This window comes from Mesorhizobium sp. 2RAF45, assembly GCF_052115225.1.
In the GTDB taxonomy this organism is placed as follows: domain Bacteria; phylum Pseudomonadota; class Alphaproteobacteria; order Rhizobiales; family Rhizobiaceae; genus Mesorhizobium; species Mesorhizobium jarvisii.
Window position 1 is genome coordinate 559,002 of sequence record NZ_JBFRGG010000003.1, and the last position, 25,923, is coordinate 584,924.

Genomic DNA, 25,923 nt, shown 5'->3' on the forward strand with positions numbered 1-25,923 from the left:
CTGGGGCTCATTGGGCGCCAGTAATGGGCAAAACAAAAGCCGATAACATCCCCGTGGATGTTTATATCCAGTTTGTGCGCTCGTTGTTCGACAACGCGCACATGCTGATAATCGGCGCGCTTTGCCACGCTGTCATCAGCCTCATGGTTTACTGGCGCAATGGCCAGCCGGTTTTTCTGGCTCTGGCGGGCGCGCTGCTTGGCATCGGCGTCTGGCGTTACTTCAGCCTGCGGCGGTTCCACCGCTCGGGCGGTGAAATGCACGACGCCGCCGATGCAAAGAAGTGGGAGCGCGAATACATCCTGAAGGGCAGCCTTCAAGGGTTGTTGCTGGGGTTCTTTTGCTTCATTTCCATCTATGTCTACTCCGATTCCTATGCAGAGATCGGAGCGCTGTCGGTAACGATGGCCTCTTTGGTGACCGTCGTCGGCCGAAATTACGGGTCGCCGCGCATGGTGATGATCTTCGCGGTTACCTTTGTCGGGCCGATCGCCGCGGCGCTCATCCTCAGGTTCGACATCCCCTATGTCGTGCTCGGGCTGCTGATCATTCCCTTCATGTTTATCATCAAGGGCAGTGCCGACCACGTCCGCAACGTGTTGTTTTCGGCAGTCGTTGGACACAAGCAGGCGCGACAGATCGCGCAGCGGTTCAACCGCGCCCTCAACACCATGTCGCATGGTCTGGTGATGCTCGGCCCCGACGGCAAGGTGGTCGTCGGCAACGCTGAAGCCGCCCGTCTGATGTCACTAAGGTCGCCGGACCAACTGCTCGGACGGTCGATCCATTCGCTGTTGCTGCGCGGCGTCGCCGGCGGCATGCTGGCACCGAAGGATTGCCGCTACGTGGAGGCGCAACTGACGCGCGCGCTGCGCGAGGGACGTGACCGCAAGGTGCTTGTCTCCTTCTCCAACGGGCAGCACTACGAATTCTCCGCTCGCGAAGGCAACCAGGAATTGGGTGTCATCACCTTTGAAGACGTCACGGCTCGTGTCGAGGCGGAGGAAAAGATCCGTTTCATGGCGCGCTACGACAACCTCACCGGTCTGCCGAACCGCGCTTATTTCCATGAACTGGTCGGCGAGCTGATGGCTTCCGGAGAGCGCGACCGGCTGTGCGGCCTGGCCGTGCTCGACCTCGACGATTTCAAGAGCGTCAATGACACGCTCGGCCATCCGATCGGCGACGGGTTGATCTACGCGGTCGCCGAGCGTCTCGCCGCCGTTGCCGGGCAAGGCATCACCGTCAGCCGTTTCGGCGGCGACGAATTCATGGTCTTCTTCGACCGCATCGAGGATGAGAGCCATCTGACCATGCAGATCGACGAGATCTTCGCGGCATTGCAGGGCGAGGTGGACGTCGCCGGGCATGGATTGCGGATCCAGGCCAGCGCCGGCGCGGTTCTGTCCAAGGTCGCGGAAACCGATGTCGACGCCATGATCGTCAAGGCAGACCTCGCGCTCTACAAGGCCAAGGAGCTTGGTAAGAACGGCTGGCGGCTGTTCGAGGCGGCAATGGACGCCGCGTTCCGCAACCGGCAGCTGATGAAGGCGGATCTTCGCAGCGCGGTGGAAAGCAGGAGCCTGCGGGTCGTCTACCAGCCGATCGTGGCGATGGACACCATGCGCATCGCCAGCTGCGAGGCGCTGTGCCGCTGGGACCATCCCGATCTCGGACCGATTTCACCCGGCGTCTTCATCCCGCTGGCCGAGGAGATGGGCATCATTTCAGAGATCAGCGCCTTTGTGCTTCAGGCCGCCTGCCTCGAATGCGCCAAATGGCCCGACCAGACCAGCGTCTCGGTCAATCTGTCCGCCAGGGACTTCCGCAATGGCGACGTCATCCGGAAGGTTCGCGAAGCGCTGGAGGTTTCCGGGCTGGCGGCCAACCGCCTTGAGATCGAAGTCACCGAAACCGCACTGCTGGATGACAAGTCGCAGACCCGCCAATACATCGAGGAACTGAAGCAGCTTGGCGTGCGCATTGCCCTTGATGATTTCGGCACCGGCTATTCGAGCCTGAGCTATCTCCACAAGCTGCCCCTCGACAAGATCAAGATCGACCGCTCCTTCGTGATGGACGTCACCCAGAATCCGCGCTCGCTGGAGCTGCTGAAGGGCGTCGTCGACCTGGCCCGTATCCTGGGACTCATAGTCACTATCGAAGGCGTCGAAACATTCGAGCAGCTCAAGGTCCTGCTGCATTCGGTGAAGCCGGATCTTGTCCAGGGCTTCCTGTTCGGCGCAGCGCTCAGCGCGTCGGGCATCGAAACCATGTCCAACGTGACCTGGCCTTTCGCGGCGGAATTGCAGCCGGTTGCGAGGCGCGTCGCCACCTGAAATCAGCCATCGATTGCCCAAAGCGCCGCTGCGCCCGCAATTTACCATTTGTTAACGTTAATTTAGGGTAAACGCAAAAGCTGGCAATTTTGCTTCTTGTTCCTCCGGCGCTTCGCTATTGTCGTTGTGTGGCGGTGCGAGGACAAAATGGAAAACAAGGTATTGGGTACGCCGCTGGCGGCTGCGACCAGCGATAAGCATCGCCCGTCAGTGTTCTCGGATCACGTCATGGATGTTCTGGAGCACGTGGAATATCGGCTCTGCGATGGCGCCGAGGACCTCGAGGCGATCTACAGGCTCCGCTACAACTCCTACCTTCACGCCGGCATGGTGAAGCCGATGGCTTCCCGCATGGTGAAGGACAGTTTCGACGATCTGCCCAATTCCTATCGCTTTGGCGTGTTCTTCGACGGTGTGCTCGTCAGCACCATCAGGCTCCATTATGCCAGCGCGAGATACCCTGTTTCACCCAGTACCGATGTTTTCGGCGACGTGCTGGCGCGGCGTCTGGCGGCCGGTGAGACTTTCGTCGATCCAAGCCGGTTCGCGGCCGATCTCGAATGGTCGAGCAGCCTGCGGGTGCTGCCATACATTACGCTCAGGCTGGCGGTGGTTGCCTGCAGTCACTTCAAGCCGACTTATTGCCTGACGGCGATCAAGGAAGAACATTCCGCTTTCTATCACCGCATCTTCAGGTCGGAGCAGGCGGTGCCCCCGCGAAACTATCCCGGGCTTACCGTTCCCGTGCATCTGTACCAGTCGAAATGCTCCGAAAACATGCAGGCGACGCTGGATCGCTTCCCGTTCTTCAACTCGACGACGTTCGAGCAACGCATGCTTTTCCAACGCCCCAACAGGGGTGAACTGGCGCCGTTGACCATCCTGCCCACCGCCAAATATTTCGAAGCGGCCTAAGCGCACGCGGCCCAAGGGCCTCATGTCTCGTCATTGGGTAACGATGCATCCCGATGGAGCTTTCCAGGCCTGACGGCGTTATCAGTGGCAGCATCAGCCGATGCCATCGCCTCTGGAAAGGACCCCCGACATGCATATTTCCCAGCTTGCGCTCACGCCGCTTATCTCGCTGATCGCCGGTGTGCTGATCCTGATCATGCCACGGCTGCTGAACTACATCGTCGCGCTCTATCTGATCGTCGTCGGGCTGCTCGGGCTTTTCCCGCACCTCGCTGGCTGAGCGCCGCCGAGCTGGCCTGCCGCAACAGCCACCCTTCGCCGAACCGGTCGGCGGTTTCAATTTTCCCTTGAGGCAGTTGTCGGCTCCAATGCGGCAATAGCGCCATTGCTCTCGGGCCGGCTTTTCGCTATGTGCCTGAAAGATGTCTTCGAAGGGGTATTCCTATGGCTGATCACTCGCCGACCGGTCCTGTCGAACTGGGCGCGAAGATGGACTATGCCGAGCATGACCGCACCTATGCGGGCTTTCTCGCTCTGGCCAAATATGGATCGCTTTTCTGCGGCGCGCTGCTTATCGCGATGGCCTTCGGTTTCTTCGCGGGCGGTTTCTTCTCGGCACTTATCCTGTTCGCCTTGATCATGGCCGCCGGCGCCTTCATTCTGCGATAGACCTTCCAAAACCCAGTTGCCATTGACCTCGCCGGATATTCCGGCCGACTTTGCGCAAACAGGTTCCAGCCGAAAGGATCATGCGGTGGGACAGACGGTTTTCATCCCTCGTGAGCTTGATGCGAACGAGCCGCGCGTCGCGGCCTCGCCCGATACGGTCAAGCGGCTGGCGGGGCTGGGCTTCGCCGTGATTGTCGAAACCGGCGCCGGCACAAGGTCGCGCATCCCCGACGAAGAGTTTGCCAAGGCGGGTGCCGCCATCGGCAAGGCCGCGGACGTTGCCAAGGCCGATGTCGTGCTGAAGGTCCGCCGGCCTGATGAAACCGAGCTGAAGAGCTACAAATCGGGTGCGGCCGTGATCGCCATCATGGATCCCTACGGCAACGATGCCGTCGTCGCGGCGCTGGCAAAGGCCGGTGTCACTGCCTTCTCGATGGAATTCATGCCGCGCATCACCCGGGCGCAATCGATGGACGTGCTATCCAGCCAGGCCAATCTCGCCGGCTATCAGGCGGTCATCGACGGCGCCTCGGAATATGATCGTGCCTTGCCGATGATGATGACGGCGGCCGGCACGGTGCCGGCGGCGAAAGTCTTCATCATGGGCGTCGGCGTCGCCGGCCTGCAGGCGATCGCCACGGCGCGCCGCCTTGGTGCCGTTGTCACCGCCACCGACGTGCGCCCCGCCGCCAAGGAACAGGTCGCCTCGCTCGGCGCGAAGTTCCTGGCCGTCGAGGACGAAGAGTTCAAGGCCGCCGAAACAGCCGGCGGCTACGCCAAGGAAATGTCCAAGGAATACCAGGCCAAGCAGGCGGCACTCACCGCCGAGCACATCGCCAAGCAGGACATCGTCATCACCACGGCGCTGATTCCAGGCCGGCCGGCGCCGAAGCTGGTGTCGGCGGCGATGGTCGCCTCGATGAAGCCGGGCTCGGTGCTCGTCGACCTCGCCGTCGAGCGTGGCGGCAATGTCGAAGGTGCTCGGCCGGGTCAGGTGGTGACCACGGCCAATGGCGTAAAAATCGTCGGCCACCTCAACGTGCCAGGCCGCGTCGCCGCGTCCGCCTCGCTTCTCTATGCCAAGAATCTGTTCGCTTTCCTCGAGACGCTGGTCGACAAGGCCACCAAGACGCTCGCCATCAACCGCGACGACGATCTGGTCAAGGCGACGATGCTGACCGACGGCGGCAAGGTGGTTCATCCGGCCTTCGCCAAGGCCGACCAGCAGCCGCGTGTCGAACCCGCGGCGATCCCGGCCAAGACCATGGTCGCCGACGCGTCCACGCCGAAAAAGACCGCGGCCAAGAAACCTGCCGCATCCAAGTCGTCCTCGCCCAAGTCGAAAGGCACAGCGTGATGGATCAGACCCTGCAGAAAGCCCTGGACCAGCTCGACCAGGCAAGTGCCGCCGTCCGGCTGGCGGTGCAGAACCTGGCCAATGCTCCAGGCGGCGCCGAGGCGGCGGGTGATGCCGCGCACGCCCTGTCCGGCGGCGCCATCGATCCCTTTGTCTTCCGCTTCGCCATCTTCGTGCTGGCGATCTTCGTCGGCTACTATGTCGTCTGGTCGGTGACCCCTGCGCTGCACACGCCGCTGATGGCCGTCACCAACGCCATCTCGTCCGTCATCGTCGTCGGCGCGCTGCTCGCCGTCGGCATCGCCGCCTCCGGCATTGCCGCCGGCTTCGGCTTCGTCGCGCTGATGCTGGTCTCGGTCAACATCTTCGGCGGCTTCCTCGTCACCCAGCGCATGCTGGCCATGTACAAGAAGAAGGACAAGTAGAGCGCCATGAACGCCAACTTCGCGTCCTTCCTCTATCTCGTCTCCGGCGTCCTGTTCATCATGGCGTTGCGCGGCCTGTCGCACCCGACCACCAGCCGCCAGGGCAATCTCTACGGCATGATCGGCATGGGCATAGCCATTGCCACCACGCTGGCGCTGGCGACCCCGTCCGCGGGCCGCTTCGGCCTCATCGTGCTCGGCCTCGCCATCGGCGGCGGCGTCGGCGCCGTCACCGCGCGCCGCATCGCCATGACCTCGATGCCGCAGCTGGTCGCCGCCTTCCACTCGCTGGTCGGCCTCGCCGCCGTCATGGTCGCGGCGGCGGCCATCTATGCGCCGGAAAGTTTTGGCATCGGCACGGCGGGCGACATCCATGCACAAGCGCTGATCGAAATGAGCCTCGGCGTCGCCATCGGCGCCATCACCTTCACCGGCTCGGTCATCGCCTTCCTGAAGCTCGATGGCCGCATGTCGGGCAAGCCGATCATGATCGGCGGTCGCCACTTCATCAACGCGGCTCTCGGCGCCGCGCTCATAGTGCTGATCGTGCTTTTGGTCAGCACGGAATCGAAGCTGGTCTTCTGGCTGATCGTCGCCGCTTCGCTGGTGCTCGGCATACTTTTGATCATCCCGATCGGCGGCGCCGACATGCCGGTCGTCGTCTCGATGCTCAACTCCTATTCGGGCTGGGCGGCGGCCGCGCTCGGCTTCACGCTCGGCAATCTGGCGCTGATCATCACCGGCGCGCTGGTCGGCTCGTCCGGCGCGATCCTGTCCTACATCATGTGCAAGGGCATGAACCGAAGCTTCATCTCGGTCATCCTCGGCGGCTTCGGCGGCGAGACGGCGGCTGCGGCCGACGACGGCATCGAGCGCACGGTCAAGCAGGGCTCGGCCGACGACGCCGCCTACCTGATGATGAACGCGCAGAAGGTCATCATCGTGCCCGGCTACGGCATGGCGGTCGCCCAGGCGCAGCACGCGCTGCGCGAAATGGCCGATAAGCTCAAGGCCAACGGCGTCGACGTGAAGTACGCCATTCATCCTGTGGCCGGCCGCATGCCCGGACACATGAACGTGCTCTTGGCCGAAGCCAACGTGCCCTATGACGAAGTGTTCGAGCTCGAGGACATCAATTCGGAGTTCGCCCAGGCCGACGTCGCCTATGTCATCGGCGCCAACGACGTCACCAACCCGTCTGCCCGCGACGACAAGTCCTCGCCGATCTACGGCATGCCGATCCTCGACGTCGACAAGGCGCGCACCTGCCTGTTCGTCAAGCGCTCGCTCGGCTCCGGCTATGCCGGTATCGACAACACGCTGTTCTATAAGGACGGCACCATGATGCTGCTCGGCGACGCCAAGAAGATGACCGAGGAAATCGTCAAGGCCATGGATCACTGATACGGCCGATAGGCAGAAATAGCAAAGAGCCCGGCTCTGGTGCCGGGCTCTTTCATTTCTGGCGCAAGCCTAGGCTCAGCGGCTGGTCAGGAAAACCGCTTCCTCTTCGTCGCGCTGCCTGCCGCCGAGGGCCGCGGCCGCACTGGCGATGAAGGCGCCGATGACCAGCGACAAGGCACCGAGCAGGGCGAAGGTCGCACTGGCCTTCCTGGCGCTGTCGGCCGCCTGCTTGGCCTTGACCTTGGCGTCCTCGACCTTGGCAACCATTGCATCGACGCGCGCCTTGGCGTCGGCCTCGGAAAGGCCGGTGCGGGCGGCAACCAGTTGCGCCAGGTAGGTCTTGTCGTCGCCCGAAATCTCAACCGCGGCGGCGCTGGCGACGAGGATACGCGAGGCCTGGCCTACAGCGGCGGCATCCCCATCCGGAGTGGCAGCAGCCAGCTTGCTCGGATCGGCGGGACGAAACAGCGAATCCACCAAATAGGAGGTCGCGTTGTTGGCCGACGCATTGCCGGCATTGGCTGAGGCACCGGCAGATGCTCCCAGGGCTGCACCCGACGCCACCGTGGACACGGCCTGCACGCCCGAGCCAAGCACTGCGGAAAGCGCAGAGCCGAGGACACCGACGACAAGCAACGTGGCCAACGCCCAGGCAAGAAAGCCGTGCGCCGTGTCGCGGAAATAGACCTCATCCGTGTGGATGCCGACCCATTTGGTACGCAGGCGCCCCGCTAGGTAGCCGCCGACTCCGGAAGACAGCCATTGCACGATAACCAGCCAGATCGCGGTCGACGCCGCGAAGGTGGTGATCGACGCACCAGAGCCCGACCATGGTGAGACCATGGTGAGCCCAAGACCGGAGCCGAGCAGCATCAGGATGAAAGTCAGCGTCGAAGCCGCGAAGGCGCCGGCAATGATCGGTCCCCAACTGACTGCTGTCGCGGAGGATTCTTCGGAAGCGGATAGGTCGATAGCCGATACGGTGGGCTGCATCAACGCCCCCTACCGTACGAACAGCATGATGAGGATGATGATCGGGATCGGAATACCGAGCAACCAGAGCAAAATACCACGTCCCATGAAGGCCTCCTGTGAGAAATTGTGATCGATGTTGGCACAATGTCCCGAGAGGGCTTCCGTTCCGGCGGGCTATAAAATGATTTTGTTTGCCGGCGATGGAACAATTCGGAGCGTCGCTCCGCACCAATGTCTCAAGTGATCATGTTGTTGTGATTTGACCCATAGGCCGTGTCGGGCAAAAGCGGAAATCTGGACGAATTTTCTTCGAAGTGCCTTGCCGAACAGGAAGCCAAATGGCTCTGAAGAGATTCCAGAAGAAGCAAAGAGCAAAAGCCCGGCGGATTTCTGCTCCTGTCCGCGGGCTGCGCCCGGCAATTTTCGTCGGCCTGGTCTTGCTCTCTGGTTTGTTCACCTGGGGCGCGGCCCTTGCCGCTGCAACTGGTGCGCCGATCGGCGCGCCATCGGCCAGTTCGGCTGCCGAAGACACCGCGCATCTTTCTCCCGTGGGCTTCGAAGCGGTTCAAATACCCAATGGCGGAGAGGCGCCGCTGGCTGCCGGTATCTGGTACCCGACTTCAGCCGAGCCGCGCGATGTACCGCTGGAAGGCTTCCACCAGCGCGTTGCGCCTTCCGGTCCGGTAAAAGGCCATGCGCTGCCGCTTATCGTGATCTCGCATGGCGGCGGCGGATCCTATGCCGGCCACTATGATACGGCGATCGCGCTGGCGAGAGCGGGGTTCATCGTCGCCGCGGTCAGCCACGCCGGCGATACTTTCGACGACCAGAGCAAGGTGCTGATGTTATGGCGCCGGCCAGCCCAGCTAAGCCGGCTGATCGATTTCATGCTGAAGGACTGGCAGGAGCACGCCGACATCGATCCGCAGCGCATCGGCGCCTTCGGATTCTCGAATGGCGGCTTCACCGTACTGATCGAAGCGGGCGGAATACCCGATCTCGGCAGGATCGACCCATACTGTGCGGCAAACCCGCAGCACGATCTTTGCAAGGCGTTGGCGAAAGCGGGGGTCCATTCCGTTGCAAAAGCGGTCCAGCCGCCACCGGATGCGTGGCAGCCTGATCGGCGAATTCACGCCATCGCGGCTGCCGCGCCGGCGTTCGGCTTCACCTTTGACCGCGCCGGCCTCGCCGCGGTTCACATCCCGGTGCTTCTATGGCGCGCGGCCGACGACCGGCATCAACCCGACCCCTGGTATGAGGAACAGATCCGTTCGGCGCTGCCGCGACCGCCGGAGTATCGTGTCGAACCCCTGGCGGGTCACTATGCGTTCCTGCCGCCATGCGGTGCCCGACGGCGCGCCGCTGCTCCCGAAATTTGCATCGACGCACCCGGCTTTGACCGGGCCGCGTTCCATCAGCGCCTGAACGCCGCCCTGGCAGACTTCTTCAGCGCATCGCTACAGTCTCAAAGCCCGTCGCATTGAAGCGGATTCAGCGGACGCGCGCAGAGCAATTCCAGGAAAAGTGTGAGCGGTTTTCCGTCCGGAATTGCGTTAAAACAAAGAGATGGAGCGGTTCGCCGTTTCCGTGAAACGGTGAACCACTCCAGACTCTTGTGCATGTCGTTTGCCCAAAACCGCTGCACGGTTTTGGGCGACATGCATCAAATATCCAGATTGGCGACCGACAGCGCGTTGTCCTGTATGAATTCGCGCCGTGGCTCGACCTCGTCGCCCATCAGCCGTGAGAACAGGCTGTCGGCATCGGTCGCGTCGTTGACTTTGACCTGCAGCAGCGAGCGCACATTCGGGTCGAGCGTGGTTTCCCACAATTGCTCGGCATTCATTTCGCCGAGACCCTTGTAGCGCTGCATGGTCAGCCCCTTGCGGCCGGTCGCAAAGACGGCGTTGAGCAGCGCCAGTGGTCCCGAGACGATTTCGGAGACATCCTTGCGGCGCAGCACGGGCGGCGTCCCGTAGACCTCGCTGAGGCGCTGTGCGTAGCGGTCGAGCTGGCGGGCGTCGGCCGAATTGATCAGCCCCATGTCGAGATGGGCGTATTCCTTGACGCTGCGCACGGTGCGCTCGAAGACATAGCCGCCGCTGCCGTCATTCGAGGTCGACATGCGGCCGGTCCAGCCGCGCTCGGTGTCCTCGGCGATGATGTCGAGCCGTTGCGCGACCCGCTCCGCCATGGCGTTGGCGCGGCCAAGATCGCTGAAGACGTCGGGGTTGAGACCGCCGGCGATCGACGCTTGTTCGACCACGCCTCTGTTGTAGCGCGTGTGCAGGCCGTTGATGAGCTGGCGCACAGCCAGCGCGTCGTCGACCGCACCGCGCAGATCCTGCCCGGTACGCACTTCGCCCGAGCCCAGCGTGAGCGACGCTTCCTCCAGCCCGGACTCGATCAGGAACTCCTCGAAGGCGCTTTCATTCTTGATGTATTGCGAGCTCTTGCCGCGCGTCACTTTGTAGAGCGGCGGCTGGGCAATGTAGAGATGGCCGCGCTCGATCAGCTCCGGCATCTGCCGGAAGAAGAAGGTGAGCAACAAGGTCCTGATATGGGCGCCGTCGACGTCGGCGTCGGTCATCAGGATGATCTTGTGGTAGCGCAGCTTGTCGGCGTTGAACTCGTCCTTGCCGATCGAGGTGCCCAGCGCCGTGATCAGCGTGCCGATCATGTCGGAGCCGAGCATGCGGTCGAAACGCGCCCGCTCGACGTTGAGGATTTTGCCGCGCAGGGGAAGGATAGCCTGGTTCTGGCGCGAACGGCCACCCTTGGCCGAGCCGCCGGCCGAGTCACCCTCGACAATGAAGATTTCGGATTTCGCCGGATCGCGCTCCTGGCAGTCGGCCAGTTTGCCGGGCAAGGACGTGACGCCGAGCGAGCTCTTGCGGGTGATGTCGCGCGCCTTGCGCGCGGCTTCGCGCGCCGCCGCGGCCTGGATCACCTTGTCGATGACCACCTTGCCTTCGGTCGGATGCTCTTCCAGCCAGGTACCGAGCGCCTCGTTGACCAGCCCCTCGACCACCGGGCGGACCTCGGAGGAAACCAGCTTGTCCTTGGTCTGCGAGGAGAATTTCGGATCGGGAACCTTGACCGACAGTACCGCCGTCAGCCCTTCGCGGCAATCGTCGCCGATCAGCGAGACCTTTTCCTTCTTGGTCAGGCCCGAGGATTCGCCATAGCCGGTGATCTGGCGCGTCAGCGCGCCACGGAAACCGGCCAGATGGGTACCGCCATCGCGCTGCGGGATGTTGTTGGTGAAGGCCAGCACGTTCTCGTGATAACTGTCGTTCCACCACATCGCCACTTCGACCGTAATGCCGTCGCGCTCGGCCTTGATGGCGATCGGCTTCTCGATCAGCGGCTTCTTGACCCGGTCGAGATACTTGACGAACTCTTCGAGGCCGCCATCATAGTGCAGTTCATGCCGCACGACGTCGGCGTGGCGGGCGTCGGTCAGTATGATGCGCACGCCGGAATTGAGGAAGGCGAGCTCGCGCAGCCGGTGCTCCAGCGTGCCGAAGTCGAACTCGACCATGGTGAAGGTTTCGGCCGACGGGAAGAAGGTGATCGAGCTGCCGCTGCGGCCCTCATAGGTGCCGGGCTGCTTGTCCTGCTCGTAGCTGCCCGTGGCCTTCAACGGCGCATCGGCATTGCCGTGCGTGAAGCTCATTTCGAAGATCTGGCCGTTGCGGCGGATCTTGAGCTTCAGCCATGCCGAAAGGGCGTTGACCACCGAGACGCCGACGCCATGCAGGCCGCCCGACACCTTGTAGGAATTCTGGTCGAATTTGCCGCCGGCATGCAGCTGCGTCATGATCACTTCGGCCGCGGAAATGCCTTCGCCGGTGTGGATATCGGTCGGAATGCCACGGCCATTGTCGATCACCGTCACCGAACCATCGGGGTTGAGCGTCACGGTGACGAGGTCGGCGTGCCCTGCCAGGGCCTCGTCGATGGCGTTGTCGACCACCTCGTAGACCATGTGATGCAGGCCCGAACCGTCGTCAGTGTCGCCGATATACATGCCGGGGCGTTTGCGGACAGCGTCCAAGCCCTTCAAAACCTTGATGGAATCGGCGCCGTATTCGGCTTCGGCGCCGTTGGTGTTCTCGGTCTGGTCGCTCATGAAAACCTATTGTCTAGATGCCGCTTGTACAGCGCGAAAAATCGGCCCCGAATCGCGCGTCTGATATAACGTAGATATAGGCGCTAAAGGCAGTTTTTCCAAGGTTTGCGGGCATTTCCGGGCCGAATCCCGGGCTGGCAGCCGGCTATTTTTTCTGGGCGTTCAATTTGGCGAGAACGCCGCGCAAATATTTGATCGTGGGTTTGTCTCTTGGAGCCAGCCGGCCTGTGCGGTCGAGCTCCAGCGTCAGGTTCAGCGCCTTGGTCAGCACGGCCTTCGGATCCTTCGCCACATACGCGTAGTTGATGTAGGCCTGTACCAGATCAAATTGCCAGATCGCATTGTTCGGATCGGACTGAGCCAGTTTCTGGCGGATGCCGAGGCTGGCCTCGAAGGCCTTCTTGGAGCCCTCGAAGTGGCGCTGCTTGGTCTCCAGCATGCCGATTTCCGACAAAGTGATCGACAGGTCGCGTTGCCAGTCGGAATTGCCTGGATCGAGCTTGGCCAGCCGGTCGACAATGGCAAGACTATCCTGGTAGTTTTGCAATGCGCCGCCGACATTGCCCTGGGCATCAAGCACACCGGCAACTTTTTCCAGGCAGACCGACAGGTCGCGCTGCCAGTCGGTGTTGCCGGGGTCTTCAGCGGCAAGTTCGCGCGCTACGGCCAGCGCTTGCTGATAGGAAGCCAGTGCCGCTGGCCAGTTCTCCTGGTCGTTGAGCGCGTTGCCGATCTTGGCGTAACTGATCGACAGATCGCGCTTCAAGTCGGTGTCGTTAGGGTCACGGCGTACCAGTTCCTCGGCGATCGCCTGGCTCTTGCTGTAGGCCGCGAGCGCACCGGCGGCGTCGCCGCGCTCGCGCAGTACATCCCCAATCCTCTCGTGGCTGACAGAAACCGCGCGCTCGCGCTCAGGGTCATCGGGTTTGTTCTTGGCCAGCACAAGCCGAATTCTCAGGCTCTCTTCAAAGGCCGTTTGGGCGTCGTCCAACTGTCCCGCGGTCCGGGCAAGGTCGCCGATTTCATCATAGGTTATGGTCAGGTCGCGCAGCAGGTAGGCGCTGTTCGGCTCGGCATCGGCCAATTTCTGCTTGATCGACAGGCTTTGCTGGTAGGCCTTGGCCGCCGCACCCACATCGCCCTGCGTTGCCAGCACGTTGCCGATCTTGTCATTGGCCATGGCAAGATCCCCGAGCCAGCCTTTCTCGTCCGGCACGCTTGCGGTCAGGTCCCGCAGCATGTCCCGGGCCGCCTCATAGTGCTCCAGGGAGGTTGGCAGGTCGCCTTGCACCATCTTTATGTTGGCGAGCTTGATGTGGCTGATGGCGAGATCGCGCTTGACGCTGCGGTCGGTTTCCTGACGTGACCGCTGCTCGAGATTGGTCAACAGCGCGGTAAAGGCGCGGCCGGCCGCCTCGACATTGCCCACCGTCGTATAGAGAATACCGAGTTCCTCCAGCGTGCGGCTCTGGCGATCGGCCTGTTCCAGGTTGAGCGAGGTCTGCCCGGCCTCGCCATAGAGCGCCAGCACCGATTCATAGTCACTAATGGCCGTGGCGTAGTCGAGGTCGGCGCGCGCCGCACCACCGGATAGGAAGCGCGTCGCGGCCTCGGACAGGGTGCGGCTGACGAAATTGCCCTTCAGCGCCTGGCGCGAAACATTGTCGATGTCGGCGGCCTTGGCGAGAAGAGCGCGGGCACCATCGAAGGCGCCGAGCGAAAGCTGTTCCTCGGCCTGCCGGCGCAATTCCGCCACCTGCGGATCGTCGGAGGCGAGCGTCTTCATTTCGCCGCGCACCTTGACGAAGGCGTCGGCGGCCTCGCGCAGCCGGGCATTCAGGCTGTCGGCGGAGAGATGGTTGGCGTCGGAACTGATCAGCGCGCCATAAAGCGGCGCCAGCGGCATATCGGCGTCGCTGGCGATCTGTTCGACCTCGCCGCGCATTTCCGGGGTCACGTCGGCCATGGCCAGCAGCAGCCGTTCGCGCTCCGGCAGCTGTTCCTTGGCGGCAGCGGCAAAGAACAGTTTCGGCAGGCCGCTTTCGACATAAGGCAGTTGCTTGCCGCGCGAGAGGTCATAGACCTCCTGCTGCACCAAGGTCAGCACCGAGCGGATCTCCAATCCATCCGTGCCGAGATATTTGGTCAGCGCGGTCGTGAAGGGCGAGTTCTGGCCGGTGCCGTCGGCGGCGGTCTCGCCCGGGGCGGCCGAGAAGGCGAACAGGATGTTTTCCGCACGCCCGACGCGGCCGAGACCCGGCTTGACCTTGTCGGCGACATCCTTCGCCAGCGAAGTCGCGCCACGCCCTTCGCCGCTGCTTGCCGAGAACGGATCGCTGCGGCACGCATCGAGCACGATCAACCCGACCTTGGCGGTCGCGGCGACGGCATCGCGCACCTCCTCCAGCGGCAGACTGGTCTTGTCCAGTTGATCGAGCGAAGACGCGTCGGCATCGACCGGCAGCAGCCGGTTGTCGCCTGAGATTTCGACGCCATGGCCGGAGAAATAGACCAGCGCGACATCGGCGCCCTTGGCATCCTCGCGAAAGTCGTCGAGCGCGCGCCGCATGCGCCGAAGGTCCCGGTTGGTTTCTAGGGTGACCTCGAAGCCGAGCTTCTTAAGCGCGGCTTCCATCGCCTCGCCGTCATGGATGGGATTGGCGAGCGGCCGCACCAGCCGGTAGTCGTCCTCTGCCATGACCAGCGCCACGCGCCGTTCCGCCACCGCGGTGGCGGTGGTCGCAATCGTCAGCAGCAAGGCAAACAGCAAGCGCAAGTCGAACCGCCCCCGGCTCAGTCACCTGCCGACCATTCCACCTCTTTACGGCGCGGGCAAGCCGGCGCGTTTGGCCAACACCGGCCCGTTCAGGCAGCGCGCAGCGGCTTCAGCGCTTCGCTCCAGCGCAACAGCTCGTCCAGCATGGTCCTGGCCCCGCCGGTCACCTGTTCGCTGGCGCTGAAGGCGCCGTTCTCGTCGAGCAGCTTCTGATACATCGGCAGCGCGACGCCTTCCGGGATCGGCATGATCCCCACCGACGTCAAAAGCGGCTTCAGCGCCTGCGCCGCGCGCAGGCCGCCGGACACGCCGCCATAGCTGAAAATGGCGGCCGGCTTGTACTTCCATTCGCGCAGCAGGTAGTCGATCGCGTTGACGATCGCTGGCGCTGCGAAATAATTATACTCGGGCGCCACGAACACGAAGGCGTCCGCGGCGTCGATCGCCTTCGACCAGGCCTTGGTGTGGTCGTTCTGATAATTGCCAAGCCTTGGATGGTGCGGCTCGTCCAGCACCGGCAGGTGGAACGCGGCAATGTCGGTCAGCACCGGCTCGAATTTCCCGTGCTGGCGCGCGAATGTGTCCAGCCATTCGGCAAAAACCGGGCCGGCGCGGCCGGGCCGCGTGCTGCCGATGATAATGCTCAACTGGTGCTTCAAGGCGGGGCTCCTTTCTCAAGCGGTATCTGTTGGTGACTGTCAGTACGGCAGAGCGTCCCGGCGGACAAGGCGAGATGCCGGAGCAGGCGGTCACGATCGGATGAATGGAGCGTCTGCTTCGCGTGGCGAAGCGCCTGCCGTCCGGTCACATGGACGCGGGGATCGCCAGCCACTACATTGATGCGAGCAGCGGAGCACTTCATGGACATTCAGCCCGCCCCCTTTGTTCCCCCCGCGCCGAAGCCGCGCACAACGCCGCCTTCAACGCTGGAGATGATCCGCATTGTCTATCGCAATCCGCTCGAATTGTGGGGAGAGCATACCTATAACGAGCCGTGGATTTCCGCGAATGGCGTTGGTGGCCATCTGATCGTCGCCAACGATCCCGGCCTCATCCGACATGTGCTGGTCGACAACGCCAAGAACTACAAGATGGCGACGGTGCGCCAGAAGATCCTGCGGCCTATCCTGCGCGATGGTCTGCTGACCGCCGAGGGCGAGGTGTGGAGGCGCTCGCGAAAGGCGATGGCGCCGGTGTTCACGCCGCGCCATATCTTCGGCTTTGCCCAGCCGATGCTGAAACGCACCAAGGAGTTCGTCACCCGGTACGAAGCGGGCGGCACATCCGACATCGCCCACGACATGACATTGCTCACCTATGATATCCTCGCCGAGACGCTGTTCTCCGGCCAGATCGCGGGCGAGCCGGGCAGTTTCGCCAACGAGATCGACCGCCTGTTCGAAACCATGGGCCGCGTCGATCCGCTCGATCTGTTGCGCGCGCCCGACTGGCTGCCGCGGCTCACCCGCATCCGCGGCCGCAAGACCATGGCCTATTTCCGCAAGATCGTGACCGATACGGTCAAGATGCGCGAAGAGAAATTCAAGCGCGATCCCGATGCGGTGCCGCAAGATTTCCTGACGCTGCTGCTGAAGGCCGAAGGTCCCGACGGGCTGACGCGCTCGGAAGTCGAGGACAACATCATCACCTTCATCGGCGCCGGCCATGAGACCACCGCGCGGGCGCTGGGCTGGACGCTTTACTGCCTCGCCGAATCGCCATGGGAGCGCAATCGGGTCGAGCAGGAGATCGATGAGGTGCTGGCGCGCGAATCCGATCCGACGAAGTGGCTCGACGCCATGCCGTTGACCCGCGCCGCCTTCGACGAGGCGCTCCGGCTCTATCCGCCGGCGCCCTCGATCAACCGCGAGCCGATTGAGCCGGAGATGTGGAAGGATCTTTATATCCCCAAGCACGCGGCCGTGCTGGTCATGCCCTGGGTCGTCCACCGCCACAGGAAGCTGTGGGACAGACCCGACGCCTTCCTGCCCGAGCGCTTCCACCCAGGCAACCGTGAGAAGATCGATCGCTTCCAGTATCTGCCGTTCGGTGCGGGGCCGCGCGTCTGCATCGGCGCCAGTTTCGCCATGCAGGAAGCGATCATCGCCCTCGCCATCCTTTTGTCGCGCTTCCGCTTCGACACGACGGCCGAGACCAAGCCTTGGCCGGTGCAGAAGCTAACGACCCAACCGCAAGGTGGGCTGCCCATGCAGGTCACGCCGCGCTAGGCGTGACTTTCAGGCGGTTGCGGTGAATCAACCCGCGGGCTTGCGCTGCTGGAACTGGCCGGCGGCGCGGAAGCGCCAGAGGTAGCTCGGCAGGATCGTCGCGATCGATTGCGGCTGGATGTCGAGCCCGGCGAGCGTCCGGTTGGCCTTGACGGCGGCTTCCGAGACGATGTTGTGCTCGCGCAGCTGCATCACCTGGTCCTTGGTTAGCAGCGGATTGGGCAACAGGCCGAGGATCGAGGCCTGGATGTTGGCCACCCACCACGGCACGGGAACCAGCAAGCGCTTGCGCTCGATCACGGCGAGCAGCTCTTCCATGCACTCCTTGAAGGTGAGCACATTGGGGCCGCCAAGCTCGTAGATCTGGCCGCGATTGATCTTGCCGTCGACCGAGCGCGCCACCGCTTCGGCGACGTCGCCGACATAGACCGGCTGGAACTTGGTCCTGCCGCCGCCGATCAGCGGCAGCACCGGCGAATAGCGCGCCATGTTGGCGAAGCGGTTGAAGAAGCTGTCTTCCGGTCCGAAATTGATCGACGGCCGGAAGATCACGGCGTCGTTGATCGTCTCGAGCACGGCCTTCTCGCCAAGCGCTTTGGTGCGCGCGTAATCCGATTCGGAGTCCGCGTCTGCGCCAAGCGCTGAAATATGGGTCAGCCCGGCACCGACCGAGCGCGCCGCCTCGGCGACGGCGCGGGAGCCGAATTCGTGCACGGCGGAGAATTTCTGCCGGCCGGTCTCATGCAGGATGGCGACGAGGTTGACGACATGGTCGGCGCCCTGCACGGCGCGGTCGACCGACCAGCGCACGCGCACATTGGCCTGCACCGGCTGGATCTGGCCGACATTGCCGAGCGGCTGCAGATGGCCGGCAAGGTCGGGCCGCCGGCAAGCAACCCGGATGCGGTAGCCGCGCTTGGCCAGCGCGCGCACCACATGGCGGCCGACAAAGCCAGACCCGCCAAAGACGACGACGAGCTTTGGGGTCTGCAGGATTTCGGTCATGGCTGGCTCCGGCGCACTTTCCAGATGGCTTGGCTGAAGCCGTTTCATAGTCGGTTTTGCGCCAAAGGCAAAGGGTGACGCGTCGTCGCGTCACCCTCTTGAAAGCTGGTTAGAACACCTTGCCGATGCGGGCGTCGACCGAGTGACGGTTGCCGCCGCGAATGACGAAGAAGAGCAGGATCGCGGCCCACAAAAGCGACTTTTCAGCACCCGGAAAACCCTGGCCCATGGTCACCCAGTGGAACCAGACTGTGACCAGCAGTACGAACAGGCCGGCAAAAGCGGCAGGACGCGTCAAGAACCCGATGGCGATGAAAATGCCGCCGAAGAATTCGGTGCAGGCCAGAAGCAGCGACCAGAAGGCGCCGGGATAGAAGCCGAGGCCTTCGACCATCTCGGCGGCGCCGAAAGGATTGGTGATCTTTTGCGAGCCGTGGATGGCGAGGAACGCACCGGCGACGGCGCGCAGCACGGTTTCGCCGGCGTCATGCAGCGACGAATACAGGCGGCCGAGCGCCGGAATGATCAGTCTGCCGCGGGAAGCGTCGGTGGTTGCGGACATCGTAGCTCCTGTCTGTGTGAACACCTCTGCAGACGCCCGATGGATCCCATCAAGTCAAGTTAACTAAAGTTAACTTTTACGATCATGTTTATCGGACGCGTGGGACGAAACGCAGAAAACCCCGCCGAGGCGGGGTTTTCCGGGTGAACTCGCGTCGAAACCAGGGTCCAACGAGGCGGCCTGACCTGAGACGGTATCAGCATGGCGTAAGACGCCCGCCCCAGCCCTGGACGCATTCGACAAAAGACACCGACCGGGCAAACCCAACCCGGACAGTCATTGGTCGCCGCGACACGCAGGAAGGTTCATAAGGCGGATAAAAATCGTACCGCCGGGGCGACATGAATGCGTCGAAGGACGTCACCGGCCGCCATTGCGGGAAACCGCCGCTGCCCGCCTGAGCGCTTGCGGTGGCTGGCCAAAGCTTCTGAGGAAAGCGCGGCGCATTCGCCCGGCATCGCCGAAGCCGCTCTCTTCTGCGATGCGATCGAGCGACATGGGGCCTGTTTCAACAGCGATCCGCGCGCTCTCCAGGCGAATTCGTTCCACGGCCTTGGCCGGAGTGGTGCCGGTTTCCGCCTTGAAGGCGCGCGCAAAATGCCGCGGGCTCATGGCGGCACGATCGGCAAGGCACTCCACGGTCAGCGGTTGGGCGAGCGCGGTGCGCATCCACCCGATCAGCTCGATAAAGCGGCCCGTTCGTCCGCCGAGTTCGACAAGGGCGGAGAATTGCGACTGGCCGCCGGGGCGGCGTTGATGCACGACAAGCTGCTGCGCAACGCGTCGCGCCATGGCCGGGCCAAGATCATCCTCGATGAGCGCCAAGGCTAGGTCGATGCCGGCCGAAATGCCGGCTGAGGTCCACACGCTGCCATCCCTGACGAAGATCCGCTCCGCATCGAGTTTCACCGCGGGATAGCGGCGTGCGAAGTCGTGCGTGCTCCACCAGTGGGTGGTGGCGCGCCTGCCGTCGAGAAGTCCAGCTTCGGCCAGCAGATAGGCGCCTGTGCACACGCTCGCCGTTCGCCTCACACCCGTGCCCCGGAGCCAGGTGACGATCTCCTGTGCGGCAGCCATGGAGCGAATGATTTCGCCACCGGAGATGATGGCGGTGTCGAGCGGCTCTTCCGTCGACAAAGGCCGGGCCGCGAGCCGCACGCCGGATGAGCTTTCGATCTCCCCGCCGCCGGGCGCCAGTATATCGAGCGTATAGCTGCCGACACAAAAGCCTTCCGCCAGCTCAAAGGCCGCCGCCGGGCCGGCCGCATCCAGCAATTGGAAGCCGGGGTGAATGATGATGCCAACCTTGCGGATCATGGCAGTTTTTGCGCGATATATGTCATTTAGGACAAGTCCTACCGCAGTTAGGGTGATGGTCAAGTGTTTCGATCGGAAGGACTGGGTCATGAATTTGCGTATCATGCTGTGGAGTGGTCTCGGCCTCGTGGCGGCTGTCCTCGCATTGGGTGCCGCATGGCTGCTGTCGCTGCCGGCGGCGTCCCAGGCTGCCGTTCAGCCGGCAATCGATGCCAAGGAGGCCGCCGCGACGCTTGCGGCATTGAAGCCGCCGAAGCGCCAGCGTCCCCTGATCGCCATCGTCGGCATCAACGACGGCACCGAAACCACCGACTATCTCATGCCCTACGGCATCCTGCGGCGCGCCGATGTCGCCGATGTCGTGGCGCTGGCGACGCAGCCCGGACCGATGAGATTGCACCCGGCCTTGCAGATCGAGCCCGATGCGACGACAGCGGCATTCGACGCCGAGCATCCGGACGGCGCCGACTACGTCATCGTCCCGGCCATGATGCGCGACGACGACGCCGAGGTGCTGAAATGGATCAAGAGCCAGGCAGCCAAGGGCGCCATGGTGATCGGCATCTGCGCCGGCGCCAAGGTGGTCGGTGCCAGCGGGTTGCTCGACGGCAAGCGGGCGACGACCCATTGGTATTCCGTCGGCGAGCTCCGCGAGAAACATCCTGCGATTCACTATGTCGCCGACCGGCGCTTCGTCGTCGATCAGGGTGTCGCGACGACAACGGGGATCACCGCGTCGATGCCGATGATGCTGACCCTGATCGAGGCCATCGCCGGCCGGGACAAGGCCGAAGCCGTCGGCCGTGATCTGGGCCTGGCGCACTGGGATGCGCGGCACGACAGCGGCGTCTTCAAGTTCACCCGCCCGTTCGCGCTGACGGCGATCGGCAACGCGCTTGCCGTGCTGGATCATGAGCAGCTCGGCATCCCGCTGACATCAGGCGTGGATGAGGTGTCGCTGGCGCTGGTCGCCGATGCCTGGTCGCGAACCTTTCGCTCCGGCGCGGTCACATTCGCCGGCAACGACGGCGCGATCGTCAGCCGCGACGGCTTGCGTATCTTGCCTGACCAGATCGCCACCGGCTGGCCGGTCGACCGGTTGGTTCCGGCAATGGCCGATCCGCGGCCGGCGAGGGCGCTTGACCAGGCGCTGCAAGACATCTCGGCGCGCCACGGTGCACGCACGGCCGACTTCGTCGCCATGCAGCTCGAATATCCCCGGTGAAAGGCACTGTCTAAGGCCCGGCACCGGCCGGCGTTCGTCCGCCGCAATTCAGGCCGAATAGCGCTCGGCGAATTCGGAAATGCGCTGCACCACCGCCTTGGGCGCGGTGATGCCGCGCGCCTGCGCCTTCTCGGCGGCTTCCGCCCGGGCGCGGCCCGGCACATGCACGCCGAAGCGGCGGCGCAGGCGGTCGAGCTGGTCCTTCATGCGCTGTTCGAAATCCGGATCGAGCAGCTTGGGCTCGATAGCCAGCACGAACAGGCCGGTGCCGGGGCTGTCGGGCCCGCCGGTGAACCAGGGCGCATCGAGCGACCAGTTGGCCCCGGAAATGCCCGCAGCCAACACTTCGACCATCAGCGCGATGTTGGCGCCGCGCTGGCCGCCAAAGGCAAGCATGGCGCCCTTCATGGCCGCCGCCGGGTCGGTGGTCGGATTGCCGCTGGCGTCCAGCGCCCAGCCTTCCGGGATTTTCTTGCCGTCTTCGGCCGCCTTGCGGATGTTGACGAAGGCAGTGGCGCTCGATGACTGGTCGATGACCAGAGGCGCGCCGTCGGCGGCGGGCGCGGCAAACGACATCGGATTGGTGCAATAGACCGGCTTGACCGAGCCCGAGCCGGCAAGCACCGCCGGGCCGTTGGTCGCGGCGAAGGACACCAGCCCCTGTGCCGCCAGCCTGCCGGTGAAATAGCCGAGCGCGCCGCACGTATAGGCGTTCTTCTGCGAGAAGATGGCGACGCCGAACAATTTTGCCGCCTTGGCAAGATCGTCGATCGTCCGGTCGAAGCCGGTATGCGCCAGCCCGCCCCGTGCATCGCAGAGATAGACGGCCAGCGCCGGCCTTGTGATCACCGGATCGGCATTGCCGTCGATGCGCCCGGCTTCCAGCGCTTCGAGATAGTCGATGAAATGCGACAGGCCGACGGTCGAAAGCCCTTCCGCCTCGGCGGCGATGATCGAGGCGGTGAGCGACTGCGCCGCTTCCTCATTGGCGCCGGCGCCGAGTGCCGCCATCCGGCACAGTCCTCTTGCCTGGTCGAGACTGAGTTGCATTATGGCTGTCCTGGGGTTGCGGGAATCTGGTTGCGTTGTCTGGTCTGTGCCTAGCAGCAGATGAGCCGGCGTTTGTGTTGAAAATCGTCCGCACCTGCAAGAAAAGCGGCGGATATCTCCATCGTTGCCGTCTGCGCGATCGGTGCGCCTCTAGCCGACCTTGACCGGAATCCGCGCCTCGATCCGGCTGAGAGCCAGGACCAGAATGCCGGTGATCGCCATATAGATCAACGCCAGCAGCAGCAAGGGTTCGTAGGTGAGGTAGGTGTCCTGCCGCACCTTACCGGCGACGGCGAAGATATCGATCACGCTGATCGTCGCCACCAGCGGCGTCGACTTCAACTGCAGCACGGTCTCGCCGGTCAACGTCGGCAGCGCCCGGTAGAAGGCCTGCGGCAGCCAGATGCGCCGGAGGATCTTCCAGCGGCTCATGCCGAAGGCGCGGGCGGCTTCCAACTGTCCCTTGGGCACGCCGGCAAAGGCGCCGCGCATCACTTCGCCCTCGTAACCGGCGAAGGACAGGGTGAGAGCCAGAACGCCGTACGGCCATGCCTGCCTAAGATAGGGCCACATCCAGGAGTCGCGGATCCATGGATATTGAGGGAACAGCGAGCCCAGCCCGTAATAGAGCAGCCACAGTTGCAGAAGCAGCGGCGTGCCGCGGATGATGGTGCAGAAGACTTTCGCCGGCGCCGCGACCCAGATCGAACCGGCGGCCTGCGCCAGCCCGACCGGCACGGCGATCAGGAAGCCGAGCGCGCAGGTGACGGCCAGGATCCACAGGGCCCGCCAGATGCCCATCAGGCCCATTTCCCAATATTGCGGCAGCCAGTCCCAGCGCATGAAAAAGGCGGCCGACAGCACCAGCCCCAGCGCGATCAGGATGAGGACGATGCGGTGCGGCTGCAGCCAGAGCGAGGCGCGCGCCGCCGTGTTGATGATGGCCGCTTCGCCCGCCATCAGCGTGCCTCCTTGACCGAAGGCATGCCCCGCCGCGCCCATTTCTCGGCGCGGCCAAGCAGGAAGTTCGAAAACAGCGTCACCGCCAGATAGAGAACGCCGGCGGCGAGATAGAATATCAGATAGGCCTTGGTGACGCCTGCTGCCTGCCGAGTCGCCAGCGTCAGCTCGAAGAAGCCGACGACGGCCAGCAGCGCGGTGTCCTTCGTCGCGATCAGCCACAGATTGGCGAGACCCGGAATGGCAAAGGGCAGCATCGCCGGCAACGTGATGCGCCGCAAGAGAAGGCCGGGAGACATGCCGAAGGCGCGGGCGGCTTCGATCTGGCCTTGCGGGATGGCCAGGATCGCGCCGCGCATGACCTCCGTCGAATAGGCGCCCTGGCAGAAGCCGAGCACGGCTATGCCGGCCACCAGCCCGCTAATATCGACACGCTGGTAACCGATCGCGGTCAGCACCTGGTTTATCAGGTCGGTGCCGGCATAGTAGAGCAGCAGGATCAGCACCAGTTCCGGCACGGCGCGCACCACGGTGGTGTAGACCGCGAGCAGGTCGCGCACCACAGGCCCGCCATAGAGCTTGCCATAGGCGCCGCAGATTCCGATGACCAGGCCGACGATCGTGGCGCCGACGGCAATCTCGAGCGAATGCAACAACCCGAGCATAAGTGTGCCGCCCCAGCCGACGGGCGCGGGCGAGAGGAGTTCGATGATACCGGCCGCCGAGGCCGGAAGAAGCGCGTCGATCAGCTTTGCCCCCGGATTGCTGGCTCTCTCTGCCGACGCCAGCGGCCGGCGGCAGGCATGCGTGGGAAGGATAGGCCGGAGGGCACGACGTTGGCGTCATGCCCTCCGGCTCATGCGGAGGGGCGTCAGTTCGACTGCGTCGAGCCGCCGTAAATGTCGAAATCGAAGTATTTCTTCGAGATCTCGTCATACTTGCCGTTGGAGCGGATCGCCTTGATGCCGGCGTTGATCTTTTCCTTCAGGTCGGTGTCTTCCTTGCGCACGCCGGCGCCGACGCCCGGTCCGAGCACCTCGTCGTCCGGAGCCACCATGCCCTTCAGGTCGCAACAGGCCTTGCCCTGGTCGGACTTCAGGAATTCGCCAAGCGCGATGGAATCGGCCTGCACCGCATCGAGGCGGCCGGCGGCGAGATCCTGGTTGGCTTCGTCCTGGGTCTGGTATTCCTTGATTTCGGAAGCCGTGGAGCCGAAGTGCTTCTTGGCGTAGACGGCGTGCACGGTCGACACCTGGACGCCGACCACCTTGCCCTTCAGGTCGTCAGGCGTGGCGCCGAACTTCTGGTCCTTCGGTCCGATAATCGCCGTCGGCGTGTTGTAGTACTTGTCCGAGAAGTCGATCGTCTTCTTGCGCTCGTCGGTGATCGACATCGACGAGACGATGAGGTCGATCTTCTTGGTGGTCAGCGCCGGGATGATACCGTCCCAGGCAACAGGCGTGATGACGCAGTCGAGTTTCTCCTCGGCGCACACGGCGTCGATGAAGTCGATTTCCCAGCCGACCCATTTTCCCGAGGCATCCGGCGAGGTGAAGGGCGGATAGGGCTCGGCGGCGACGCCGATCTTGACCGGATCGGCCTTGGCCACGCCCATGGCGGCGACGCCGAGCAGCAGTGCCGCGGCGAATGTCTTCAGAACAGTCTTCATTTCAAACTCCCAGTTTGTTGTTGGTTCCCGGTTTTCTTCCGTCTCGGCCTGTCCCTAGCCGATGTTGCGGATGAACTGCTTGAGCCTTTCGGATTTCGGCGCGCCGAAGATCTGCTCCGGCGGGCCTTCTTCCTCGACGAGCCCGTTGTAGAGATAGACGACATGGGTCGCGACCTCGCGGGCGAACTTCATCTCATGGGTGACCAGCACCATGGTGCGGCCTTCGCGCGCCAGATCGCCGATAACCTTCAGCACCTCGCCGACCAGTTCGGGGTCGAGCGCCGAGGTCGGCTCGTCGAACAGCATGACGCGCGGATTGATGGCGAGCGCGCGGGCAATTGCGGCGCGCTGCTGCTGGCCGCCTGAAAGATAGGCCGGATAGACGTCGCGCTTTTCGGCAAGCCCGACGCGCGCCAGCAGTTTTTCGGCCTGGGCGATTGCCTCGTCGCGCTTGACACCGAGCACATGCACGGGAACCTCGATGACGTTTTCGATCAGCGTCATGTGGCTCCACAGGTTGAAGTTCTGGAACACCATGCCGAGCTTGGAGCGGATGCGCTCGATCTGCCTGCGGTCGGCCGGAACGGTGTGGCCATGGCTGTCCGCCTTGAGCTTGATCTCCTCGCCATTGACACGGATGATGCCGCTGGTCGGATTTTCCAGGCAGTTGATGCAGCGCAGCAGCGTCGATTTGCCCGAGCCCGAGCCGCCGATGATGGCGATCACCTCGCCATCGCGCGCCGACAGCGACACGCCCTTCAGCACATGCAGCTGGCCGAATTTCTTGTGCAGGTTTTCGACATGGATTGCTTCGGCAGCGCCACTCTGCGCCTTGCCGGATGAGACTGCGGCAGCTTCCACCGCGCTCACCGGCTGGCCTCTGCATCGTCGGCGGCAGTTCGTCGAACG

Annotated in this window: 22 protein-coding genes; 10 read left to right on the plus strand and 12 right to left on the minus strand. The window is 63.6% G+C overall.

The genetic code is table 11. The features are described 5' to 3' along the window. Window positions 1-23: 23 nt before the first annotated feature. From AB4Z43_RS12130 to AB4Z43_RS12160, 7 genes are all read left to right on the plus strand, one after another. On the plus strand, window positions 24-2,339 hold the full coding sequence (locus AB4Z43_RS12130) for a putative bifunctional diguanylate cyclase/phosphodiesterase (RefSeq protein WP_019862762.1): 2,316 nt from the start codon (window positions 24-26) through the stop codon (window positions 2,337-2,339). Between the two features lie 147 nt (window positions 2,340-2,486). Continuing rightward, window positions 2,487-3,254 (plus strand): N-acyl amino acid synthase FeeM domain-containing protein, encoded by a 768-nt coding sequence (locus AB4Z43_RS12135; protein WP_019862763.1) that lies wholly within the window; start codon window positions 2,487-2,489, stop codon window positions 3,252-3,254. Between the two features lie 130 nt (window positions 3,255-3,384). Continuing rightward, window positions 3,385-3,534 carry a DUF3096 domain-containing protein gene (locus AB4Z43_RS12140; protein WP_019862764.1) on the plus strand — a complete coding sequence of 50 codons (150 nt, stop codon included), beginning with the start codon at window positions 3,385-3,387 and terminating at the stop codon, window positions 3,532-3,534. 164 nt (window positions 3,535-3,698) lie between these two features. Continuing rightward, a complete protein-coding gene (locus AB4Z43_RS12145; RefSeq protein WP_019862765.1) occupies window positions 3,699-3,923 on the plus strand; it encodes an aa3-type cytochrome c oxidase subunit IV in 225 nt (74 codons plus the stop codon). Window positions 3,924-4,008: 85 nt separating this feature from the next. Continuing rightward, on the plus strand, window positions 4,009-5,280 hold the full coding sequence (locus AB4Z43_RS12150) for a Re/Si-specific NAD(P)(+) transhydrogenase subunit alpha (protein WP_441937597.1): 1,272 nt from the start codon (window positions 4,009-4,011) through the stop codon (window positions 5,278-5,280). Continuing rightward, window positions 5,280-5,705: a proton-translocating transhydrogenase family protein gene (locus AB4Z43_RS12155; RefSeq protein ID WP_032921464.1), complete on the plus strand. Its 426-nt coding sequence runs from the start codon at window positions 5,280-5,282 to the stop codon at window positions 5,703-5,705. Before AB4Z43_RS12150 ends, AB4Z43_RS12155 begins: the two co-directional genes overlap by 1 nt. 6 nt (window positions 5,706-5,711) lie before the next feature. Next, window positions 5,712-7,109, plus strand: coding sequence for an NAD(P)(+) transhydrogenase (Re/Si-specific) subunit beta (locus AB4Z43_RS12160; protein ID WP_069090813.1), 1,398 nt, complete (start codon window positions 5,712-5,714; stop codon window positions 7,107-7,109). A gap of 75 nt (window positions 7,110-7,184) precedes the next feature. Here AB4Z43_RS12160 and AB4Z43_RS12165 read toward each other — a convergent pair whose 3' ends face one another. Continuing rightward, a complete protein-coding gene (locus AB4Z43_RS12165; RefSeq protein WP_441937600.1) occupies window positions 7,185-8,102 on the minus strand; it encodes a hypothetical protein in 918 nt (305 codons plus the stop codon). 320 nt (window positions 8,103-8,422) lie between these two features. On the opposite strand from AB4Z43_RS12165, the gene AB4Z43_RS12170 reads away from it, so the two are divergent. Next, the gene (locus AB4Z43_RS12170) at window positions 8,423-9,571 is read left to right on the plus strand and encodes an alpha/beta hydrolase family protein (protein WP_441937602.1); all 1,149 of its coding nucleotides are present in this window, start codon (window positions 8,423-8,425) and stop codon (window positions 9,569-9,571) included. A 179-nt stretch (window positions 9,572-9,750) separates the two neighbouring features. On the opposite strand, the gene gyrB is transcribed toward AB4Z43_RS12170, so the two are convergent. The 3 genes from gyrB to AB4Z43_RS12185 all read right to left on the minus strand — a co-directional run bounded on the left by gyrB (window position 9,751) and on the right by AB4Z43_RS12185 (window position 15,657). Continuing rightward, window positions 9,751-12,222 (minus strand): DNA topoisomerase (ATP-hydrolyzing) subunit B, encoded by a 2,472-nt coding sequence (gene gyrB, locus AB4Z43_RS12175; protein ID WP_441937604.1) that lies wholly within the window; start codon window positions 12,220-12,222, stop codon window positions 9,751-9,753. 145 nt (window positions 12,223-12,367) lie between these two features. After that, the gene (locus AB4Z43_RS12180; RefSeq protein WP_038651620.1) at window positions 12,368-14,998 is read right to left on the minus strand and encodes a caspase family protein; all 2,631 of its coding nucleotides are present in this window, start codon (window positions 14,996-14,998) and stop codon (window positions 12,368-12,370) included. Between the two features lie 89 nt (window positions 14,999-15,087). Next, entirely contained in the window at window positions 15,088-15,657 is a 570-nt protein-coding gene (locus tag AB4Z43_RS12185) for an NADPH-dependent FMN reductase (protein ID WP_038651623.1), read from the minus strand. Between the two features lie 201 nt (window positions 15,658-15,858). On the opposite strand from AB4Z43_RS12185, the gene AB4Z43_RS12190 reads away from it, so the two are divergent. Then, complete coding sequence (locus AB4Z43_RS12190) at window positions 15,859-17,226, plus strand: cytochrome P450 (RefSeq protein ID WP_019862775.1); 1,368 nt, start codon at window positions 15,859-15,861, stop codon at window positions 17,224-17,226. 27 nt (window positions 17,227-17,253) lie between these two features. Here AB4Z43_RS12190 and AB4Z43_RS12195 read toward each other — a convergent pair whose 3' ends face one another. The 3 genes from AB4Z43_RS12195 to AB4Z43_RS12205 form a co-directional block, all read right to left on the minus strand. Beyond that, the gene (locus AB4Z43_RS12195; RefSeq protein ID WP_441937607.1) at window positions 17,254-18,231 is read right to left on the minus strand and encodes a complex I NDUFA9 subunit family protein; all 978 of its coding nucleotides are present in this window, start codon (window positions 18,229-18,231) and stop codon (window positions 17,254-17,256) included. 109 nt (window positions 18,232-18,340) lie between these two features. Next, entirely contained in the window at window positions 18,341-18,793 is a 453-nt protein-coding gene (locus AB4Z43_RS12200; RefSeq protein ID WP_202361026.1) for a DoxX family protein, read from the minus strand. 360 nt (window positions 18,794-19,153) lie between these two features. After that, on the minus strand, window positions 19,154-20,110 hold the full coding sequence (locus AB4Z43_RS12205) for a GlxA family transcriptional regulator (RefSeq protein ID WP_441937771.1): 957 nt from the start codon (window positions 20,108-20,110) through the stop codon (window positions 19,154-19,156). Window positions 20,111-20,198: 88 nt separating this feature from the next. Between AB4Z43_RS12205 and AB4Z43_RS12210 the strand changes: the two genes are divergently transcribed. After that, a complete protein-coding gene (locus AB4Z43_RS12210; RefSeq protein WP_441937609.1) occupies window positions 20,199-21,335 on the plus strand; it encodes a DJ-1/PfpI family protein in 1,137 nt (378 codons plus the stop codon). A 48-nt stretch (window positions 21,336-21,383) separates the two neighbouring features. On the opposite strand, the gene AB4Z43_RS12215 is transcribed toward AB4Z43_RS12210, so the two are convergent. The 5 genes from AB4Z43_RS12215 to AB4Z43_RS12235 all read right to left on the minus strand — a co-directional run bounded on the left by AB4Z43_RS12215 (window position 21,384) and on the right by AB4Z43_RS12235 (window position 25,884). Continuing rightward, window positions 21,384-22,385, minus strand: a complete 1,002-nt coding sequence (locus AB4Z43_RS12215; RefSeq protein ID WP_019862779.1) for an Ldh family oxidoreductase — start codon at window positions 22,383-22,385, stop codon at window positions 21,384-21,386. Between the two features lie 150 nt (window positions 22,386-22,535). After that, window positions 22,536-23,345 carry an ABC transporter permease gene (locus AB4Z43_RS12220; protein ID WP_064984701.1) on the minus strand — a complete coding sequence of 270 codons (810 nt, stop codon included), beginning with the start codon at window positions 23,343-23,345 and terminating at the stop codon, window positions 22,536-22,538. Then, window positions 23,345-24,010, minus strand: a complete 666-nt coding sequence (locus AB4Z43_RS12225; RefSeq protein ID WP_441937611.1) for an ABC transporter permease — start codon at window positions 24,008-24,010, stop codon at window positions 23,345-23,347. The genes AB4Z43_RS12220 and AB4Z43_RS12225 overlap by 1 nt, the downstream gene beginning before the upstream one ends. Window positions 24,011-24,216: 206 nt before the next feature. Then, window positions 24,217-25,014 (minus strand): transporter substrate-binding domain-containing protein, encoded by a 798-nt coding sequence (locus AB4Z43_RS12230; RefSeq protein ID WP_010913030.1) that lies wholly within the window; start codon window positions 25,012-25,014, stop codon window positions 24,217-24,219. Between the two features lie 54 nt (window positions 25,015-25,068). Then, window positions 25,069-25,884: an ABC transporter ATP-binding protein gene (locus AB4Z43_RS12235; protein ID WP_019862784.1), complete on the minus strand. Its 816-nt coding sequence runs from the start codon at window positions 25,882-25,884 to the stop codon at window positions 25,069-25,071. Window positions 25,885-25,923 lie beyond the last annotated feature (39 nt).

Coding starts and splice junctions, on each gene's coding strand:
- AB4Z43_RS12130 (WP_019862762.1), top strand. CDS start 24: ATGGGCAAAACAAAAGCCGATAACATCCCCGTGGATGTTTATATCCAG.
- AB4Z43_RS12135 (WP_019862763.1), top strand. CDS start 2,487: ATGGAAAACAAGGTATTGGGTACGCCGCTGGCGGCTGCGACCAGCGAT.
- AB4Z43_RS12140 (WP_019862764.1), top strand. CDS start 3,385: ATGCATATTTCCCAGCTTGCGCTCACGCCGCTTATCTCGCTGATCGCC.
- AB4Z43_RS12145 (WP_019862765.1), top strand. CDS start 3,699: ATGGCTGATCACTCGCCGACCGGTCCTGTCGAACTGGGCGCGAAGATG.
- AB4Z43_RS12155 (WP_032921464.1), top strand. CDS start 5,280: ATGGATCAGACCCTGCAGAAAGCCCTGGACCAGCTCGACCAGGCAAGT.
- AB4Z43_RS12160 (WP_069090813.1), top strand. CDS start 5,712: ATGAACGCCAACTTCGCGTCCTTCCTCTATCTCGTCTCCGGCGTCCTG.
- AB4Z43_RS12165 (WP_441937600.1), bottom strand. CDS start 8,102: ATGCAGCCCACCGTATCGGCTATCGACCTATCCGCTTCCGAAGAATCC.
- AB4Z43_RS12170 (WP_441937602.1), top strand. CDS start 8,423: ATGGCTCTGAAGAGATTCCAGAAGAAGCAAAGAGCAAAAGCCCGGCGG.
- gyrB (WP_441937604.1), bottom strand. CDS start 12,222: ATGAGCGACCAGACCGAGAACACCAACGGCGCCGAAGCCGAATACGGC.
- AB4Z43_RS12190 (WP_019862775.1), top strand. CDS start 15,859: ATGGACATTCAGCCCGCCCCCTTTGTTCCCCCCGCGCCGAAGCCGCGC.
- AB4Z43_RS12195 (WP_441937607.1), bottom strand. CDS start 18,231: ATGACCGAAATCCTGCAGACCCCAAAGCTCGTCGTCGTCTTTGGCGGG.
- AB4Z43_RS12200 (WP_202361026.1), bottom strand. CDS start 18,793: ATGTCCGCAACCACCGACGCTTCCCGCGGCAGACTGATCATTCCGGCG.
- AB4Z43_RS12205 (WP_441937771.1), bottom strand. CDS start 20,110: ATGATCCGCAAGGTTGGCATCATCATTCACCCCGGCTTCCAATTGCTG.
- AB4Z43_RS12210 (WP_441937609.1), top strand. CDS start 20,199: ATGAATTTGCGTATCATGCTGTGGAGTGGTCTCGGCCTCGTGGCGGCT.
- AB4Z43_RS12215 (WP_019862779.1), bottom strand. CDS start 22,385: ATGCAACTCAGTCTCGACCAGGCAAGAGGACTGTGCCGGATGGCGGCA.
- AB4Z43_RS12220 (WP_064984701.1), bottom strand. CDS start 23,345: ATGGCGGGCGAAGCGGCCATCATCAACACGGCGGCGCGCGCCTCGCTC.
- AB4Z43_RS12225 (WP_441937611.1), bottom strand. CDS start 24,010: ATGCTCGGGTTGTTGCATTCGCTCGAGATTGCCGTCGGCGCCACGATC.
- AB4Z43_RS12230 (WP_010913030.1), bottom strand. CDS start 25,014: ATGAAGACTGTTCTGAAGACATTCGCCGCGGCACTGCTGCTCGGCGTC.